The 17,422-nt window shown below is 64.4% G+C and carries 19 protein-coding genes; 3 read left to right on the forward strand and 16 right to left on the reverse strand.

The features are described from left to right. Nucleotides 1-65 precede the first annotated feature (65 nt). The gene (locus tag V1479_RS01295) at nucleotides 66-1,274 is read left to right on the forward strand and encodes a GGDEF domain-containing protein (RefSeq protein ID WP_368801324.1); all 1,209 of its coding nucleotides are present in this window, start codon (nucleotides 66-68) and stop codon (nucleotides 1,272-1,274) included. Between the two features lie 73 nt (nucleotides 1,275-1,347). Next, complete coding sequence (locus V1479_RS01300) at nucleotides 1,348-2,541, forward strand: GGDEF domain-containing protein (protein ID WP_368801325.1); 1,194 nt, start codon at nucleotides 1,348-1,350, stop codon at nucleotides 2,539-2,541. On the opposite strand, the gene V1479_RS01305 is transcribed toward V1479_RS01300, so the two are convergent. From V1479_RS01305 to V1479_RS01315, 3 genes are all read right to left on the reverse strand, one after another. Next, the gene (locus tag V1479_RS01305) at nucleotides 2,542-3,372 is read right to left on the reverse strand and encodes a COG3904 family protein (RefSeq protein WP_368801326.1); all 831 of its coding nucleotides are present in this window, start codon (nucleotides 3,370-3,372) and stop codon (nucleotides 2,542-2,544) included. Then, on the reverse strand, nucleotides 3,369-4,700 hold the full coding sequence (locus V1479_RS01310; protein WP_368801327.1) for a hypothetical protein: 1,332 nt from the start codon (nucleotides 4,698-4,700) through the stop codon (nucleotides 3,369-3,371). The genes V1479_RS01305 and V1479_RS01310 overlap by 4 nt, the downstream gene beginning before the upstream one ends. Nucleotides 4,701-4,766: 66 nt before the next feature. Beyond that, nucleotides 4,767-5,123, reverse strand: coding sequence for a hypothetical protein (locus V1479_RS01315; protein ID WP_368801328.1), 357 nt, complete (start codon nucleotides 5,121-5,123; stop codon nucleotides 4,767-4,769). 223 nt (nucleotides 5,124-5,346) lie between these two features. On the opposite strand from V1479_RS01315, the gene V1479_RS01320 reads away from it, so the two are divergent. Continuing rightward, a complete protein-coding gene (locus V1479_RS01320) occupies nucleotides 5,347-5,808 on the forward strand; it encodes a GNAT family N-acetyltransferase (protein WP_368801329.1) in 462 nt (153 codons plus the stop codon). A gap of 12 nt (nucleotides 5,809-5,820) precedes the next feature. On the opposite strand, the gene V1479_RS01325 is transcribed toward V1479_RS01320, so the two are convergent. From V1479_RS01325 to V1479_RS01385, 13 genes are all read right to left on the reverse strand, one after another. Next, nucleotides 5,821-6,864 carry a DUF2332 domain-containing protein gene (locus tag V1479_RS01325; protein WP_368801330.1) on the reverse strand — a complete coding sequence of 348 codons (1,044 nt, stop codon included), beginning with the start codon at nucleotides 6,862-6,864 and terminating at the stop codon, nucleotides 5,821-5,823. 10 nt (nucleotides 6,865-6,874) lie between these two features. Next, entirely contained in the window at nucleotides 6,875-7,654 is a 780-nt protein-coding gene (locus V1479_RS01330; RefSeq protein ID WP_173188739.1) for a succinate dehydrogenase iron-sulfur subunit, read from the reverse strand. A gap of 15 nt (nucleotides 7,655-7,669) precedes the next feature. Continuing rightward, nucleotides 7,670-9,517, reverse strand: coding sequence for a succinate dehydrogenase flavoprotein subunit (gene sdhA, locus V1479_RS01335; RefSeq protein WP_368801331.1), 1,848 nt, complete (start codon nucleotides 9,515-9,517; stop codon nucleotides 7,670-7,672). A 3-nt stretch (nucleotides 9,518-9,520) separates the two neighbouring features. Further along, complete coding sequence (sdhD, locus tag V1479_RS01340; RefSeq protein WP_173188737.1) at nucleotides 9,521-9,904, reverse strand: succinate dehydrogenase, hydrophobic membrane anchor protein; 384 nt, start codon at nucleotides 9,902-9,904, stop codon at nucleotides 9,521-9,523. Nucleotide 9,905: 1 nt separating this feature from the next. Next, nucleotides 9,906-10,310, reverse strand: coding sequence for a succinate dehydrogenase, cytochrome b556 subunit (sdhC, locus tag V1479_RS01345; protein WP_368801332.1), 405 nt, complete (start codon nucleotides 10,308-10,310; stop codon nucleotides 9,906-9,908). A gap of 207 nt (nucleotides 10,311-10,517) precedes the next feature. Next, complete coding sequence (locus V1479_RS01350; RefSeq protein WP_368801333.1) at nucleotides 10,518-10,757, reverse strand: hypothetical protein; 240 nt, start codon at nucleotides 10,755-10,757, stop codon at nucleotides 10,518-10,520. Between the two features lie 201 nt (nucleotides 10,758-10,958). Further along, complete coding sequence (locus tag V1479_RS01355; protein ID WP_368801334.1) at nucleotides 10,959-11,573, reverse strand: pyridoxamine 5'-phosphate oxidase family protein; 615 nt, start codon at nucleotides 11,571-11,573, stop codon at nucleotides 10,959-10,961. An 11-nt stretch (nucleotides 11,574-11,584) separates the two neighbouring features. After that, nucleotides 11,585-12,232 (reverse strand): septation protein A, encoded by a 648-nt coding sequence (locus V1479_RS01360; protein WP_368801335.1) that lies wholly within the window; start codon nucleotides 12,230-12,232, stop codon nucleotides 11,585-11,587. Further along, nucleotides 12,232-13,857 carry a signal recognition particle-docking protein FtsY gene (gene ftsY / locus V1479_RS01365; protein WP_368801336.1) on the reverse strand — a complete coding sequence of 542 codons (1,626 nt, stop codon included), beginning with the start codon at nucleotides 13,855-13,857 and terminating at the stop codon, nucleotides 12,232-12,234. The genes V1479_RS01360 and ftsY overlap by 1 nt, the downstream gene beginning before the upstream one ends. Before the next feature lie 16 nt (nucleotides 13,858-13,873). Continuing rightward, complete coding sequence (mtaB, locus tag V1479_RS01370) at nucleotides 13,874-15,181, reverse strand: tRNA (N(6)-L-threonylcarbamoyladenosine(37)-C(2))-methylthiotransferase MtaB (RefSeq protein ID WP_368801337.1); 1,308 nt, start codon at nucleotides 15,179-15,181, stop codon at nucleotides 13,874-13,876. Then, nucleotides 15,178-16,062, reverse strand: a complete 885-nt coding sequence (gene dapF, locus V1479_RS01375; RefSeq protein WP_368801338.1) for a diaminopimelate epimerase — start codon at nucleotides 16,060-16,062, stop codon at nucleotides 15,178-15,180. The genes mtaB and dapF overlap by 4 nt, the downstream gene beginning before the upstream one ends. Nucleotides 16,063-16,116: 54 nt before the next feature. Then, the gene (locus tag V1479_RS01380) at nucleotides 16,117-16,278 is read right to left on the reverse strand and encodes a DUF1328 domain-containing protein (RefSeq protein WP_173188724.1); all 162 of its coding nucleotides are present in this window, start codon (nucleotides 16,276-16,278) and stop codon (nucleotides 16,117-16,119) included. 68 nt (nucleotides 16,279-16,346) lie between these two features. After that, nucleotides 16,347-17,408 (reverse strand): MBL fold metallo-hydrolase, encoded by a 1,062-nt coding sequence (locus V1479_RS01385; RefSeq protein WP_368801339.1) that lies wholly within the window; start codon nucleotides 17,406-17,408, stop codon nucleotides 16,347-16,349. Nucleotides 17,409-17,422 lie beyond the last annotated feature (14 nt).

Below are 17,422 nucleotides of genomic sequence, written 5' to 3' on the forward strand. Positions count from 1 at the left end.
CGTTTAACGGCTTGTTGTTTCTTCGACGCTAGCATCCTGCCCCAACGGAAACCGGGGCGGGATGTTTGGACGCGAACGTCATCATCGCATTGACGAATCCCGCCATGTCGCTGATCTTTGCCGCGACATTCTTTCTGCTATGGCAACATCGGCGGCAGGCTTACATCGCCCTGCTCGGTGCCTCCTTCCTGGCGATCGGCGGCGGCTTTTTCCTGCACTACTTCACATTGTACAGCCTGGCGCTCTCCAAGCTCGCCGCGAACTTCCTGTTTTTGGCCGGCGGGGTGGGTTTTGCAATCGGCGGCCTGGCACGCTTCGAACGCAACCCCCCGGTTCTCACCACCGCCTTGTTTGCGGTGGTAGGCTTTGGCGTCTTCATATGGTTCCTCTTCGTGCAGCCGGACATCATCTGGCGAATCTATTCGCTCAACTTCGCCTTCGGGGCGATCACGCTGACCATGGCCGCCGAGTTGCGTCGGGCGACCCGACGCAATTTCGTCGACAACATCCTGCTCGGACTGTTGCTCGTTTATGGCGTCAGCTTCTTTGTGCGCCCGGTTCTCGTCATCTGGATCGATGGACCCTACGAAAGCTACGACAACATTCACCAGTCGCTTTACTGGATCACGCTCAGCTTCTCCGCCTCCTTGTTCCTGCTGATTTTCGCGCTTTCGCTTATCACCGCCATCGCGCTCGACGTGATGGAGGAACTTCGGCTGGAATCGCATACCGACCCCCTGTCGGGCTTGCTCAACAGGCGCGGCTTTGAACAGGGGGTTGCCGAAACGCTTCGTAACAGCCGACGCAGGCGCATGGCGGTTACACTGGTCGTCTGCGACCTCGACCATTTCAAGTCGGTGAATGACACTTACGGCCACGCGGCCGGCGACTATGTGATCATGACGTTCGCCAGCTGCATGCGAGATTTCACCGGGTCCAACCAGATTGCGGGACGCATCGGCGGCGAGGAGTTTGCAGTTCTGCTGTGCGGTAGCGACCGCAATAGCGGGCGCCTTTTTGCCGAAGGTGTGCGGGCGGGCTTCGGTCTCCTGCCGGTACCGCACCTGCCTGGCGACATGCGCTTCAGCGCGAGTTTCGGCGTTGCCGAATGGCGGGACGGCGAAACCGTAGCCGAGCTCTTCATGCGCGCCGACCGGGCGCTCTATGAAGCCAAGAAGGCGGGCCGCGACCGCGTCCGGGTAGACAATCCGTTGCCGTCTCCGGCCGCGCCGCTCGCCCTTTCACAGCACACCGCCGAGACTGCCGGTCGTTGACCTGCTACCATAGCTCACGTTAACCACTTCTTCGCCCGCTTGACGGAATATGGTCGCGCGGAACGAGATCGGCATGAGCGGCGCAACCTTTATCCTTGTCATCAACCTGGCGGTTGCCGGGCTGTTTTGCGCGGCGTTCATCCTGATCGCGCTCTACAGCCGCTACCGATCGGCCTGGTGGTTTGCCGCCGGCTATGCGGCCGGCGGGCTTTATGTCGCGCTCGAGGTTATCCTGCCGGTTCTGCCCGACCCACGGATTGGCGTGTTCCTGGGTAGCATCGCCTTCATCGGCGCCCTGATGTTGGTCACTATCGGGCTTGCCTATCGCTATGACATGACGCCGCCTGCCAGGCTGCTCGCCGCCGCGTTCGTCATCGCGCTGACCTCAACCGTTCTTTCTTTGGGGTTGGAGCGTGATTCCGTATGGCGCATGCTCGCCTATCAAGCCCCATTCGCGCTCATGCAGGCCGTCGGTGTCTATATAGTGCTTTCGGCGCGCAGACGCAGGTTGGTCGACAGGCTGCTTGCAGTCTTCCTGTTGCTGACCGCCCTGCACTTTCTGTCGAAGGCGGCAGTTGTGCTGTTGCTCGGCGGTGCAGGGGCCAGCCCTCAGGAATATATCGGCACCGCCTATGCCATGTTCTCACAGACCGTGGGCGCCATTCTCGCCGTTGCAACCGCACTGACGCTGCTGGGCGTACTGATCGCCGATCTCGTCAAGGACATCACCGCCAAGTCGGAAACCGACATGCTTTCGGGCCTGCTGAACCGGCGCGGTTTCGAGCAGCGGCTGGATGAAGTCGCGCGCCGGCATCTGGCAAGGGGACTGCCGGTATCGCTTGTTATGTGCGATCTCGATCACTTCAAGATGGTCAACGATACCTATGGCCACGCCGTAGGCGACCGGCTGATCGTCCTGTTCGCAGAAACATTGCGCGCCTGCGCGGAGGATCACCACGTGCTGGGCCGTATCGGCGGTGAGGAATTCGCGGTCATGCTGCCGGGGAGCAACGTCGCGGCGGCGCGCCTGTTCGCGGAGCGGGTGAGGAGCACGCTGACACGCCTCGACCCTGCTGAACTGCCGCCGGAACACCGTTTCACCGCCAGTTTCGGCGTTACCCAGATGAGTCCCACCGAAGCACCATTGGCGCTGATGATGAGGGCAGATGCCGCGCTTTACGAAGCAAAGCGCGCAGGCCGCGACTGCGTACGGGTAGCCCGTGTGCACCAGATCATCGATGACGGCCGGTCGTTTGCCGTTCAGTAGCTACCGGCTGGCGAGCGTCGCGCCGCCGGTGGTGAGACGGTAGCGCGTCATCTCCTCGGCGGACAGGTAATAGAGCGCCTGCGGCGGCGTATCGAGCGCATGCAGCCACAAAGCGGGATCGACATCCATCTCGCTCAGATAGCGCGCGATACGGGCAGCCGTCGCCTGGGCGTCCGACATCGCCTGAGCGGGATCGTTGGGACCCTTTGTCGCCGCATAGAACTGGTGCAGCCCGACGGCCGCCTTCTCGCCCACGCTCCTGACAGCGCCGCCGGCTAGCACCAGCGGGCAGGACGACGCGCACAGAGCCCCGTCCGGCACTTCGGTCGCAATGCCTTGCTCACGCACCAGCCGCGCCATAGCCATGGCGTCGTCAAGCGAACCGCCGGGCGAATTGAGAGTCAGCTTTTTCACATATTCGCCGCGCGCTTCCATTTCGGCCGCGAAGCGCTGTGCCGCGCCCACGTCGATGGAGCCCTCCGCCGACATTACCCCGCCGGAATGCAGCTCGAAGCGAAGCGGCCGGCGCATCGCATCGTCGTCGGCCGTCACGTTCTCGCGCGGATCCAGCGTAGGTTGCCCCTCGCTGCCGGGCCGCACCGCGGGCGGCAGGACCGGTTCGACGATGACGGTGGTGCCTGTAGCCGTCGGATCGAGCATGAGCCGGTCGTCATACAACGCCTTCAGGTCGAGACCGATGACAACGATGGCACCCGCCAGAAGCCCGCGAAAAGCCCAGCGGGCGATCTCGCCATCGTCGAAGCGTTCGATATAGCGCATGAACATGTTGTGGCGGGGCTGGCCGCCGATCGTTGCCTGATGTTCGCTCATGGGTCGTGCCGTTTCCTCTCGGCCACCGAAAGGGGGGTGACGTTTTCCGCTTTTGCCGGCGGCTCGGTCGTATCGTGGTGTTGCGCGACCCCAACGGGATTGGCGTCGCTGGCGTCTTCCTGCGCCGCGAGCGCGCGCCGACGGGCGGCGATCGCCTCCTGGATTTCGAGCGAGCGCATCATGTCGGCCGCCGTTATGCGCTCTGCGTCGTCCATCTCTTCTTCGCCCCGCCGCATGACGGCGTGGGCAACGGCCAGAATGGCGACGAGCACGCCCGGCAGGAGATCGATGGAAATGGCGCCAGCCCAGCTCGGCAGGAAGCTTCCGGCATAGAGAATGACCGCCTCGGCCGACGAGAGCGGCACGAAGCGGCGTTCCTCGACCTTGGGCTGGTTGAGGATTTCGGCAGCAGCAGCCGACAGCGCTTCCGACTGGGAAGCGACCGAGGTGCGGATCGTGTCCATCACCGCGTTCTGCCGTCCGGCAAGGTCGGCCGTATTGCCGCCGGCGACCGGCGCGATGAAGCCGAGCGACAGGTCCGCGGCTGCGCGCGCCACGGAGGGAGCGATGGAGGTCTGCTCCAGCGCCGAGATCACGCCGGCGAGCTGGACGGCCTGCTCGGCAAACTGGTCCGCGCGGGGCTGAACCGGTCCGCTGCCGGAAACGAGCCCGCGCATCGTCGCAAGATGGCCTTGCCCTTCCTCGAACAGCGTGCGGACGGTTTCGCGCGAGGCCTGGATCGTCGATTCCAGTTCGCCCATCTGCGCCGACATCTGCGTCAGGAGCTGCACGACGGTGCCCGAGCCGGATGTGCCGGTCAGCGCGCCCGATTCGCGTTCGTTCTCGGCTAGGCGGGCAAAGCGCTCAGCGGCGCGCTGGATGTCCGGCAGCAGCGACAGTGCGCCCAAAGCGTTCGAATGTGCCTGGTCGAGATCGGCGGTGTAGCCTTCCTGCGTCGTGGCGAGATGCTGCTCGACGGCAGCCGAGCCGGCAAGTGCCGCGGCGTTGAGCCAGGACGACATCGCGATGATCATCACCGAACCGGCCGCCATGATCGCAAACAGCGCCAGTCGTGACAGGCCGTCGCGCATCTCTGGCAGGAAGCGGCTCAGATAGACCCAGAACCCGTAGATGCCGACGGAAACGGCGATCGAGTAGACAATTGCCGCGAAGAAGACGAGGACGGCATCGCCGTCGAGCAGGCTGCGCACCCCGAGATAGGTGTAGACGCCGCTCGCCAGCGCCAGCGTGGCCAGCACGAATCGCGTCATCGTCTCCAGCGAGGCGACCTGCTCTTTCAGACGGCGCGCGGTGCGAGCCTTGCTCATCGACGCTCCTTGTCCTGCCATTGGCGCAGGAAAGATGACCGGATCATGCTGCCGGCACGACGGCTGCTATCGGCAGACCAGTGGCGCCTGCGGCACCACGCCCTCCGGCAGACCGTACATGCGGTCGCGCCCTTTCCAGACATAAGGCGGACGCGAGCAGTGGCGGATCTGCTGCATGTCGCGCTCCTCGTCCAGATAGACGACCTGTGGCTCCTCCGGCTCGTAGTAGGAGCCGGTCAGGTTGTAGGATTCGGCGACATGGCCCATGCCGACGAGAATCCGCTGGTGGCCCGCATGGCTGTAGATGACCAGATTGCCAAAGGAGTCCGCGTGAACGCGATCCCTGTAGTCCCCGGCCACGGCCGCGCCTGACGCCATGACGGCAAGGACGCCCGCGCCGATTGCGAGACAGATTTTGCGCATGGCATTGCTCCCAGGTTGGACGCCAGCTCGAACCCGGGATTTTAACGACTTATTAACCTTTGTTAAGGCCCCTCGCGCCGCCGCTGCACCGTGACGCAGCAATATGGTTAACCGACCGCGCGCGGACGGACCAGCGGCGTGGTGACCGCGCTATAGCCCGTTGGCCGCATTGACAGGCCGGCGCGAAAGGACTGAAAGGGGGACCGGACACGAGGACATCTCCATGGCTGCCAATCACCAGATCGACATCACCCTCCTGCGCCTGCGCGACGCGCGCGACTTGGCGCCGTTGCTGGCCGCCTATGCCCAGGCGCTGAAGCGCGGCGCCCCGCGCCGGCCGGACGAGTTCTACGCCGAGACGCTCCTGCAGGACCGCACCGCCGAGGTGATGGGCGCGCGGCTCGATGGCGATCTCGTCGGCTTCGCGATCTTCACCGACCTGCCCGATCCCGTCACCGGGCTGCGCTGCGGTCAGGTCGATCACCTTTACGTGCACCACGACCATCGCAAGAAGGGAATCGCCAAGGCGCTGATCGACCTGCTCGCCGATCAGGCCGAGGAGCGTGGCTGGTCGAGGCTGGCGCTCAATGCGCCGCGCCAGCCCGAGGAAGGCCGAAAGCTCTACGAGCAGATCGCTGCGCCTGCCGACTGGACGGCCTTCGTGATCCGCTATGACGCATCCTGAGATTGCGTGCGGCTAATCCTGCCACTCGATCCAGCGGCCATGAAAGTCGCATCTGGCGAGCCTGCGCGTCTCGCCGCCGGGCCATGTTGTCAGGCTGAGCGTCGCCCAGCCGTCCTGCGGATCGCTCGGTTCCATGCGAAGCCTATAGAGCGGTGCGGCAGCGCTTGCGTCCCGGCCGGCTTCGGCCAGAGCTGCCAGAATCTCGTCCTTCGTCTGGCGCGGCATGTATTGCCACATGATCGAATGGAAGACGACGAAGGCGTCGTCAGGTAACCGTTGCGCCAGCTTTGCCCGCACGAATTCGCCGGCATCCGCCTTTGCAACCGCGACGGGATGCCGGTCCGCGAGCGCCAACGCACCATCGAGACGCTGCAACCGCTCGGGCTGGTCCGGCCACACATAGGAGCGCAGCCGCATCCGCCCCTCTTCCGACGCGATGTCGACGGGAGCGATGTCGCAGCCCCAACGTGACCGGACCGTAAGCACGCCGTCCAGCGGCGGCACATTGCCCTTGATCTGCGGTGCAAGGTGAACCGGTGAAGCCCTGTCGCCCCAGTGCGCATCACCGTAGCTATAGGAAAAGCGGTCGAAAAGCAGATTGAGCCCCGCGCTCGAACCGATCTCGCAAAGCGTCAGCGGCAGGCCGCTCTCGCGCGCGATCGCCAGAAAGCCGGGTAGCAACATCGCCGAGCGCGCGATCTCGTTGGTCTGTGGCGCCGAATCCAGCCAATCGTGAAGCAGCCTGTCGTGTCGCTCGATGGCACGTGAAAGCGCGCCCGCCAGTTCGGCATCGGAAACCCTGTTGGGCGGATAGGCTGCACGCAGGTCGTCGTCCATGCCCGACACGACGAGCCGGTGGAGACCACCGCACAGGCGGGTCACGACGAGTGCTGCCCTTGCATCTCCTTGCCAGCCGATAATCCGCCGACCTGTGGCCGTTCCGTCGTCTACGACGCTGGCCAGGGCCCGGCAAAGCATGGCAGTGAAGGGCGAGCCCAGATCCTCGCCCGCCCTGGCCTGACGTTCGAACAGTTCCGTGACTCTGGCTGGCAGCATCGCGAGCCGCCTAGACCCGGCGTTCCACCATCATCTTCTTGATTTCCGCAATCGCCTTGGCCGGGTTCAGCCCCTTCGGGCAGGCCTGCGTACAGTTCATGATCGTGTGGCAGCGATAGAGGCGGAAGGGGTCTTCCAGGTTGTCGAGACGCTCGCCGGTCGCCTCGTCTCTGGAGTCGATGAGCCAGCGATAGGCTTGGAGCAGCACGGCCGGCCCCAGATAGCGCTCGCCGTTCCACCAGTAGGACGGGCATGAGGTCTGGCAGCAGAAGCAGAGAATGCACTCATAGAGACCGTCGAGCTTGGCGCGATCCTCGTGGCTCTGCTTCCATTCCTTCGCCGGCTCCGGCGAAACCGTCTGCAGCCAGGGCTGGATCGAGGAGAGCTGCGCGTAGGGCACGGTGAGGTCCGGCACGAGGTCCTTCACCACCGGCATGTGCGGCAGCGGATAAACGCGCACCGCACCCGAAATCTCGTCCGCGCCTTTGGTGCAGGCAAGCGTGTTGGTGCCGTCGATGTTCATGGCGCAGGAGCCGCAGATCCCTTCGCGGCAGGAGCGGCGCAGTGTCAGCGTCGGGTCGACCTTGTTCTTGATCCACAACAGCGCGTCGAGCACCATGGGGCCGCAATCGTCCATGTCGACATGATAGGTGTCGACGCGCGGGTTCTCGTCGTCATCGGGCGACCAGCGATAGATGCGGTACTCGCGCAGGTTGGTGGCGCCTTCCGGCTTCGGCCAGACCTTGCCTTCATTGACCCGCGAGTTCTTGGGAAGGGTGAGTTCAACCATTCTTCTGCCTCGCGATCAGTAAACCCGCGCCTTGGGCGCGATCTTGGCCAGGCTGATGCCGCCTTCCGATTCCGGCAGCATCGTCTCGGTGTGCACCGGCCGGTAGTCGAGCTTGACGTTACCGGCCTCGTCCACCCACGACAGCGTGTGCTTGCGCCAGTTGACGTCGTCGCGGCTGTCGAAGTCCTCGCGGGCGTGCGCCCCGCGGCTCTCCTTGCGAGCTTCCGCGCCGTAGACGGTGGTGATGGCGCAGGCCATCAGGTTCTCGAGCTCCAGCGTCTCGACGAGATCCGAGTTCCAGATCATCGACCGGTCGTGGACCTTGATGTCGGGGAGCTCGCTCCAGATCGCCGAGATGCGCTTGCAGCCCTGCTCGAGCGTCTCCTGCGTGCGGAAGACGGCGGCGTCTTCCTGCATGGCGCGCTGCATCTTTTCACGCAGCTCAGCCGTGGGCTGAGAGCCATCGGCGTGGCGGATACGATCGAAGCGCTCCATGATCTTGTCGACAGCCTGCTCGTTGACCTCGGGGATCGGCGCTTCGCGGTCGATCACTTGGCCGGCGCGTATCGCCGCCGCGCGGCCGAAGACGACGAGATCGATCAACGAATTGGACCCGAGCCTGTTGGCGCCATGCACCGAGGCGCAGCCGGCCTCGCCAACCGCCATCAAGCCGGGCTGGATGCGCTCCGGATTGTCGTGGTCGGCGTTCAGCACCTCGCCCCAGTAATTGGTCGGGATGCCCCCCATATTGTAGTGGACCGTCGGCAGAACCGGGATCGGCTCCCGGGTGACGTCGACACCGGCGAAGATCTTGGCGCTCTCGGAGATGCCCGGCAGACGTTCGTGCAGCACCGCGGGGTCGAGGTGGTCGAGATGCAGGAAGATGTGGTCCTTGTTCTTGCCGACCCCGCGACCCTCTCGGATTTCCATCGTCATGCAGCGCGAAACAACGTCGCGCGAGGCAAGATCCTTGGCCGACGGCGCATAGCGCTCCATGAAGCGCTCGCCCTCGGAATTGACGAGATAGCCACCCTCGCCGCGCGCGCCCTCGGTGATGAGGCAGCCCGCGCCGTAGATGCCGGTCGGGTGGAACTGGACGAACTCCATGTCCTGCAGCGGCAACCCGGCGCGCGCCACCATGCCGTTGCCGTCGCCGGTGCAGGTGTGGGCGCTGGTCGCTGAGAAATAGGAGCGGCCGTAGCCGCCGGTCGCCAGCACCACCATCTTGGCTGCGAAGCGGTGGATGGTGCCGTCATCGAGGTTCCACGCAACGACGCCAGTGCACACACCGTCTGTCATGATCAGGTCGAGCGCGAAGTACTCGATGAAGAACTGCGCGTTGTTCTTGACCGACTGGCCGTAGAGCGTGTGCAGAATGGCGTGGCCGGTGCGGTCGGCGGCCGCGCAGGTGCGCTGCACGGGCGGGCCGTCGCCGAAATTCTGCATGTGGCCGCCGAACGGACGCTGGTAGATGCGGCCATCCTCGGTGCGCGAGAAGGGCACGCCATAATGCTCGAGTTCGTAGACTGCGGCTGGCGCCTCGCGCGCAAGGTATTCCATGGCATCGACATCGCCGAGCCAGTCCGAGCCCTTGACGGTGTCGTAGAGGTGCCACTGCCAGTTGTCCGGCCCCATGTTCTGGAGCGAGGCGGCGATGCCGCCCTGTGCGGCCACGGTGTGCGAGCGTGTCGGGAAAACCTTGGTGATGCAGGCCGTCTTCAGGCCCTGCTCGGCCATGCCTAGTGTCGCGCGCAGCCCGGCGCCGCCGGCACCCACGACAACGACGTCGAACTTGTGATCGACATAGGTGTAGGCGCTTCCAGTCACGCCCGGCTTTTCGACGTTGTTTCTTGTCTCGGCCACGCCTCAGCCTCCGAATGCGATCTTGAGCAGCGCGAAGATGCAGACCGCGCCGACGATAAGGGCGAAAAAGATGTTGAGCAGCAGCGAGATGATCTTGAGGAGTTCGTCATGGACGTAATCCTCGATCACCATCTGCATGCCGAGCTTCATGTGATAGCAGATCGAAATCACAGCCAGCACGAGCGCGAGCGTCACGAATGGATTGCCGAGGGTGGCGCGCACATCGGCATAGGAGGCATCGCTGAGCGCGATGACGAGCCCTATGAAGAACAACACCAGCGGCAGATTGGCGACCGCGGTGACGCGCTGGTACCAGAAATGGCCGGTGCCTTCACGAGCGGCCCCCAGGCCCCGGACACGCGAAAGCGGCGTACGAAAATCGGTCATGTCAGGCTCCCCGCGCGAGATAGCCGATCACCCAGAGGATGATGGTCAGAGCCACGGAAACGAAGGGCATCGCAACGGCAACCCTGGTCGAGAAATGTTTCTCAAGACCGAGGCCCGCATCCATGACGAAATGACGGATACCGCCCAGCATGTGGTGGAGGAGCGCCCAGGTGAAGCCGAACAGGATGAGCCGACCGATCCAGGAGCCGTAGACCGCGCTGATCGTGTCGAACCAGTCCTGCGATGTCGCGGCGGCGAGCAGCCAGACGGCAAACAGGACAATGCCGAAATAGAGCGCGACGCCGGTGATGCGATGCACGATCGACATCATCATCGTCGGAATTGGCTTGTAGATGAACAGATGCGGCGAAAGCGGTCTGGCGCGGGTGGCTGCGGATTTGCTCATGGCTCCCCCGGGAGATGGCGGCTACGCTCGCAAGGCCCGCTGAAATCGGCATCGGCGGTTCGGAACGCGACCTGTGGCTGCCGGCTTTCTAATGCGGTTTTTGCAGCGCGTCAAAGCCGGAAAACCACGTCGGATCACAATGCGTTCGACCGCAGTTCGCTTCAATCGATTGAAGTCGTTCGGGCCGGCCGACGTCGCGAAAACGAATCAGCGGACGCAGGTAAGCGGTTCGCTTCCAGCCTTCATCCAGAGCGCCTCACGGCCTTCGACAACCAGGGCAAGTCCGCCCTCGCCATAGCGGCTGGTCTGGGTGGGCGGCGATGCCGGGAGCTCGTAGCTGTCGCCCTCCGCTTCAACAAGCCTGACCGAGGAACTGCGATTCTCGACCGATATCGCACCGTCCTCACCGCAGTTGTAAGTGGCGTGACGCGGCTGCTTTGTGGCCACGACCTCTTCCGCGCCGCCGGATTGCTGTCCATCGGCAACGCAGGCCGCAAGGACAAAAGCGAAACCGCAAAGCAACACGACGCGATGGGCACCAGGACCCGCTCGGGGATTCGTAATCATGGCGTCGACTTAGCGCCAATTGCCGACAAAGATCAACGCGGTTGCGGCTGTCGTTGCGTGAGCGGCGGCCGCAGCCCGATCTTACCACAGGGTCTTGCGGTAGGCCTCGTCGAGCGACTTGTCGACCGTTGCGGCCGATTCCGACAAGGCAAGCTGATCGCGCAGGATTTCCCCAAGCGTCGGCATGGTGTCGCGCTCGGGCCAGCTTTCCGGCTTCCACAGCTCCGATCGCATGAAGGCCTTGGCGCAATGCATGTAGCAGGCCTTGACGGACACGATCAGCACGGTGATCGGCAACTTGCCATCCACGGCTAGCCTGTCTCGCAGCGTTTCGTCCGCGGTGATGCGCGCCTCGCCGTTGACGCGCAGCGTCTCGTTCATGCCGGGGATGAAAAACAGCAGGCCGACGGCAGGGTTGGCCACGACGTTTTCCCAAGTGTCGAGGCGGTTGTTGCCCGGCCGGTCGGGAATCGCGAGCGTGTGGTCATCAAGCACGGCAACGAAACCCGGTCTGTCGCCTTTCGGCGTCACATCCGCATTGCCCGCATTGTCGGACGAGCCGATGAGCACGAAAGGGCTCCTGCCGATGAAGGAGCGGGCGTGATGGTCGAGCAGGCGTAGTTCCTTGCGCAGCGGCCCGTCACCCGGTTGCCGGTAATGCTGCCTCAGGCCTTCGCGCGTGGTGATGAACTCCATCGGATGTCCTCTTACTCGGCCGGCTTGTCTTCCAGCGCGTGGCGCATGATCAGCGGCATCTGGCTGAACGTGAAGGCAAGGGTGATCGGCATGATGCCCCAGACCTTGAATGCAACCCAGAAATCGGTCGAGAAGTTGCGCCAGACCACTTCGTTCGCAAGGGCCAGAAAGAAGAAGAACAGGCCCCACCGCAGGGTTAGCTTGCGCCATCCCTCGGCATCGAGCCGGAAGGCCGAATCGAAGACATAGCCGAGCAACGACCTCCCAAAGAAGAGACCGCCAAGCAGGACCACGCCGAACAGGGTATTCACGATGGTCGGCTTCATCTTGATGAAGACCTCGTCCTGCAGCCACAGCGTCAGCGCGCCGAAGACGAATACCACCACGCCCGACACCAGCGGCATGATCGGCAGCGACCGGATCAGCAACCACGACACAGAAAGGGAAATAGCGGTGGCGACCATGAACAGGCCGGTCGCCAGGAAAAGCGGCCCGCCGAGGGAGCCCAGCGCCGGCCAGGTCTCGATAAGGCTTTCGCCGCGGGCATTGGCGAAGAAGAAGACAAGCAAAGGTCCCAGCTCCAGCGCCAGCTTGAGCAGGGGGTTGATTTCGTTCTTCTTCGGGTCGTTGGGACCGCGCTCGAGAATGGGATCGTTCATCAATTCACTCCGGCGATCGCCTTGGCGAAATCGCCCGCAGAAAAGGGTTCCAGGTCGTCGACCTGCTCGCCGACGCCGATGAAATAAACCGGCAATTTATGCTTCGCGGCGATTGCGACAAGAATGCCGCCACGCGCCGTGCCGTCGAGTTTGGTCATCACCAAGCCGTTGACGCCTGCAACATTGCGGAAGATTTCGACCTGATTGAGGGCATTCTGGCCCGTCGTCGCATCTACCGTTTGAAGCACGGTATGCGGCGCCTCAGCATCGTGCTTGCCGAGCACGCGCACGATCTTCTCGAGTTCGGCCATCAGCTCGGCCTTGTTCTGGAGCCGGCCGGCGGTGTCGATGATGAGCACGTCGGAGCCGGCTTCCTTGGCCTGTTGATACGCGTCGAAGGCAAGCCCGGCCGCATCGGCGCCGAGCCTCGATGCGACGACGGGCGAACCGGTGCGCTCGCCCCAGATCTTGAGCTGCTCGATCGCCGCGGCCCGGAACGTGTCGCCCGCGGCGAGCGTCACCTTGAGACCGCCTGCCGTCAGCTTGGCGGCAAGCTTGCCGATGGTCGTCGTCTTGCCGGTCCCGTTGACGCCGACCACGAGGATGACATGCGGCTTGTGGCTGAGGTCGAGTTCCAGCGGCAGGGCGACGGGACCAAGCACCTTTTCGATTTCCTGGGCCATCACCGCCCGAACTTCATCGTCGGAGACATCCTTGCCGTAACGGCCGGAGGCGAGGGTGTCGGTGACGCGGATCGCGGTTTCCATGCCGAGATCGGCACGGATCAGAACGTCTTCCAAATCCTGCAGCGTGTCGTCGTCGAGCTTGCGCTTGGTGAACACGCCCGAGATCGAGTCGCGCAGCTCGCGCGAGGAACGCGAAAGACCCTGGCTGAGACGCTGATACCACGACAGACGCGGCGCAGGCGCGGCTTCGACCGGCGCGGGCTCGCTCTTTTTCTCGACCGCCCTGGAAACCGTGACCCTGGCTGGAGGTGGCGCGTCAACCGGCGCAGCCGTCGGCGCGAGCTCCTCACCCTTACCGTCGTCCGATGAAGAAAGAGAGGGGGGCAACGCCGTAGCAGCATCGTCCTCTTCGTCCGGCAATGCGGACGAAGAACGCTCCTCCGCCGCAGCAGGTTCGCGGTTCTCCGCCTCACCGGGGAGGGTGTCAGCGCGAGGCCGAACTGGCTCTGGCTCTGGCTCTGGCTCTGGCTCTGGCTCTGGCTCTGGCTCTGGCTCTGGCTCTGGCTCTGGCTCTGGAAGAGTCGGTGCCGGTTCGGGCACTTCAAGCGGAATTTCGGGTACGGGGCGGGATTCCGGAGCGGGGATCGAATCCGGCTCAAGCGGAACCGGCGGCACTTCGGCAGGAACCGGCTCGGGCAGGCTCGGCTCGGCAGTTTCAGGTGCCGGTTCGGCGGTCGGCGCGGTCTCCTCGACCGGCCGGCGCAGAAATTCGGGAACCGGGCCTTCCACCGGGGCCTGGTCGGGCGTCGCGGCGGGCGGTGTCGGCGCCGCCTCGGCATCTTGTGCCGGCGTCGGCGCAGCAGGCGCATCGTCCGCCGGACGCTCCTCGACTTCCTTGTTGCCGAAGGAGAAGATTTTCTTGATAAAACCGAATGCCATGTCTTCCGCGCACCCCTTACGCAGCCTGCGCCGCGAGGGGGCGCGCGATCAGCCGCTCCCCGTCATGCCCTGAAACGGCAACCTCGACAACGTCGCCAGGCTTGCCCGCATCGACCGCAGCCAGCGTAAAGCCCTCCGCGCGGCCGATACCTTCGCGTTCCACGAGAATGCGCTGCCGCGTCCCGACCAGCACATCGAGATGCCGGCGATAGGCCGCGTCGCCGGCGGCACGAAGCCGCGCCGCACGCTCCTTCACGACGGTCCGATCGACCTGCGGCATGCGCGCCGCGGGCGTACCCTCGCGCGGGCTGAAGGGGAAGACGTGCAGGTGCGTAAGTCCGCACTCGTCCACGATCTTAAATGAGTTCTCGAACATTTCTTCGGTTTCCGTCGGGAAGCCGGCGATCAGGTCGGCGCCGAAGACGATGTCGGGCCTAAGCTGCCGCACATCTTCGCAGAAGCGGATCGAATCGTCGCGAAGGTGGCGGCGCTTCATACGCTTCAGCACCATATCGTCGCCGGCCTGCAACGAAAGATGCAGATGCGGCATCAGCCGTGGCTCGGTGGCGATGGCCTCCATCAGCTCGTCATCCGCCTCGATCGAATCGATCGACGACAGCCTTAGCCGCGCGAGGTCCGGCACCTGCTTCAGGATCGTCTTGACCAGCCGGCCGAGCCTGGGGCTGCCCGGCAGGTCGGCGCCGTAGCCCGTCATGTCGACGCCGGTTAGCACCACCTCGGCATAGCCGTTGCCGGCAAGGCGCTTGACCTGCTCAACCGCGGCGCCCATCGGCACCGAGCGCGAGTTTCCGCGCCCGTAAGGAATGATGCAGAAGGTGCAGCGGTGGTTACAGCCATTCTGCACCTGCACGAAGGCCCGCGCGCGGCCCTCAATGGCGTCGACCATATGCGAGGCAGTCTCGGTGACCGACATGATGTCGTTCACGCGCGCCTTCTCGAAATGGTTGACGCCGAAATCGGGAAGCGCGCGATAATTGTGCGCCTTCAGCTTCTCCTCGTTGCCGAGGACGAGATCGACCTCGTCCATTGCGACGAAGCTGTCGGGATCGGTCTGGGCAGCACAGCCCGTGACGATGATGCGTGCGCCGGGGTTGTCGCGGCGCGCCTTGCGGATCGCCTGCCTGGCCTGCCGCACCGCCTCGCCGGTGACGGCACAGGTGTTGAAGATCACGGCACCGCCATCGAGCTCGCCGAGCCCGGCGGCATTCGCTTCGCGCCGCATCACCTCGGATTCGTAGGTGTTGAGCCGGCAGCCGAAGGTGACGACGTCGATGCCCCCGGGGGTATCCTTGCCCCCGCTCATGCCGCGCCCTCGACCTCGCGTTCCCACGAACCGGTGGCCGGGTCGAGCAGACCCGAGAACTCCCACTCCGCCGGCCCGGTCATGATGACATGATCGTCGTCGCGCCATTCGATCAGGAGCTTGCCACCGCTGGGCGCGGTGACTGTCACGGCGCGCCCGGTGCGCCCGGTGCGGGCAGCCGACACGGCCGCAGCACATGCGGCAGACCCGCATGCCTTCGTCAGGCCCGCGCCACGCTCCCAGGTCCGGATGGTCATCGCGTCCCGCGCCGTGACCTGCGCGATTGTGATATTGGCGCGCTCAGGAAATATTGGGTGGCTTTCGAGCAACGGCCCGAACCGGTCGAGGTCATAGGACCAGACGTCCTCGTCCACCCAGAAGATCGCATGCGGATTGCCCATCGAGGCCACCGAGGGCGAATACAGCACCGGGGCGTCGATCGGGCCGATCTGCAACTCGATCATGCGCGTGTCGCGGAACTCCTCGGCCAGGGGAATATCCTGCCAACCGAAGCGCGGCTTGCCGAGATCGACCGAGATCGTGCCGTCTTCATGCTCGCGGGTATTCAGAAGGCCGGCGACGGTTTCAAGTGTGAACACCGCCCTGCCGGTTTCGGCCGCCAGCGCCTGAACCACGCAGCGCGTGCCGTTGCCACACGCTTGCGCGGCTGAGCCGTCGGAATTGAGGATTTCCACGAATGCGTCCGTGCCAGGCGTCCGTGGATCATGAACCGCCATGATCTGGTCGAAGCGCATCGACGGGTCGGCGTTGAGCGCAACGGCGGCCGCGGCCGCAACCCGGTCGGCACGGCCACGCATATCGACAACGATGATCTCGTTGCCGATGCCGTTCATCTTCGCAAAGGGTGCACGTTCGCTCATGCGCCGGTATATGGCGGAAAAGGGCGCTGATTACCAGTGCGCGGCCTTTGGCGATCAGGCGATGGCGACAATCCCGAGCACGGCGAGCAGGAAGAGAACCAGCACGATACCGATGAGGATCTTCGCACCCGTCATGGCTGCGCCGGAGATCGTGTTGAGACCCAGCAGGCCGGCAACTGCAGCGACGATCAGGAGAATGAGAATCCATTTGAGCATTGCGGAACCTCCATTGAAGCGCGAATTCTGGATGCCCCAGGAACGCCGCGTCCCAATCGAAGTTCCGCTCAGCCGATTACTGGCGGCACGTCCCAGACCTCACCGGGCTGCATTGGGCGGAAACGGTCGCGTGAAATCGCCTTGTGGTCGAGCGCGGCATGCAGCAGGTCACGCGGCTCCTCGATCGGCTCGTTGGTGAGTTGGAACGTGCCCCAGTGGTGACCTGCAGCGAATGCGGCGCCGGCCAGCACCATACCTTCGACCGCCTCCGACGGGTTCTGGTGCTGGGCTTCCATGAACCAGCGTGGCTCATAGGCGCCGATCGGCAGGATCGCCAGCCGGAAGCCGCCATGCTTGCGCGCGGCTTCGCGGTAGTTGATGCCGCCGTGGAAGCCCGTGTCGCCAACGATGTAGATACCGCCGCCTGGCGCATCGACGACAAAACCGGCCCACAGGGCCATGCGGCGGTCGCCGGTTCCGCGTGCCGACCAGTGGTGCACCGGTTCGATGTGAACCGGCACGGAACCGCAGATCGCCATATCGCCCCAGTCGTGCGCCGCGATCCGCATATCCGGCACGCTTTGACGAACGATCGTGTCGTTGCCCAGCGGTGTGATGACCAGCGGGTCGTGAGACTGCTTCAGCCGCGCGAGGGTCGCAACGTCCATGTGGTCATAGTGATTGTGGCTGAGCAGCACGAGATCGATTGGCGGCAGGTCCTCGAAGGCGACGCCCGGCGCGTTTATACGACGTGGCCCCGCGAACGAAAGCGGCGAAACGCGGTCGGACCATACAGGGTCGGTGAGGATGTTCACGCCCCCGGTCTGGATCAGCAGCGTGGCATGACCGACCATCGTGACCACCAGCCGCTGGCCTGCCACGCGCGGCTCCGGCTTCGCTTCGGGAAACGGGCTCGGCCATTCGTCCGGCCAGCGGGCGCGTCCGCCGCCGAACTGCCAGCGCAAAAGGTCGGTGAAGCCCGCAGGCGGTTTACCCTGAGGATTGAAAAAGACGGTGCCGTCGAAATGATCGCTTTTCGGCCCAGAGTAATACCGACTGCCAGATCCACTCTTCGCCATCGCCGCTCCGCCTCCGGCAGCCGCGACGCCGCCGAGCCCGATCCACTTCATCAACCCGCGCCTGT

The organism is Neoaquamicrobium sediminum, from assembly GCF_040970315.1.
Classification (GTDB): Bacteria; Pseudomonadota; Alphaproteobacteria; order Rhizobiales; family Rhizobiaceae; genus Aerobium; species Aerobium sediminum.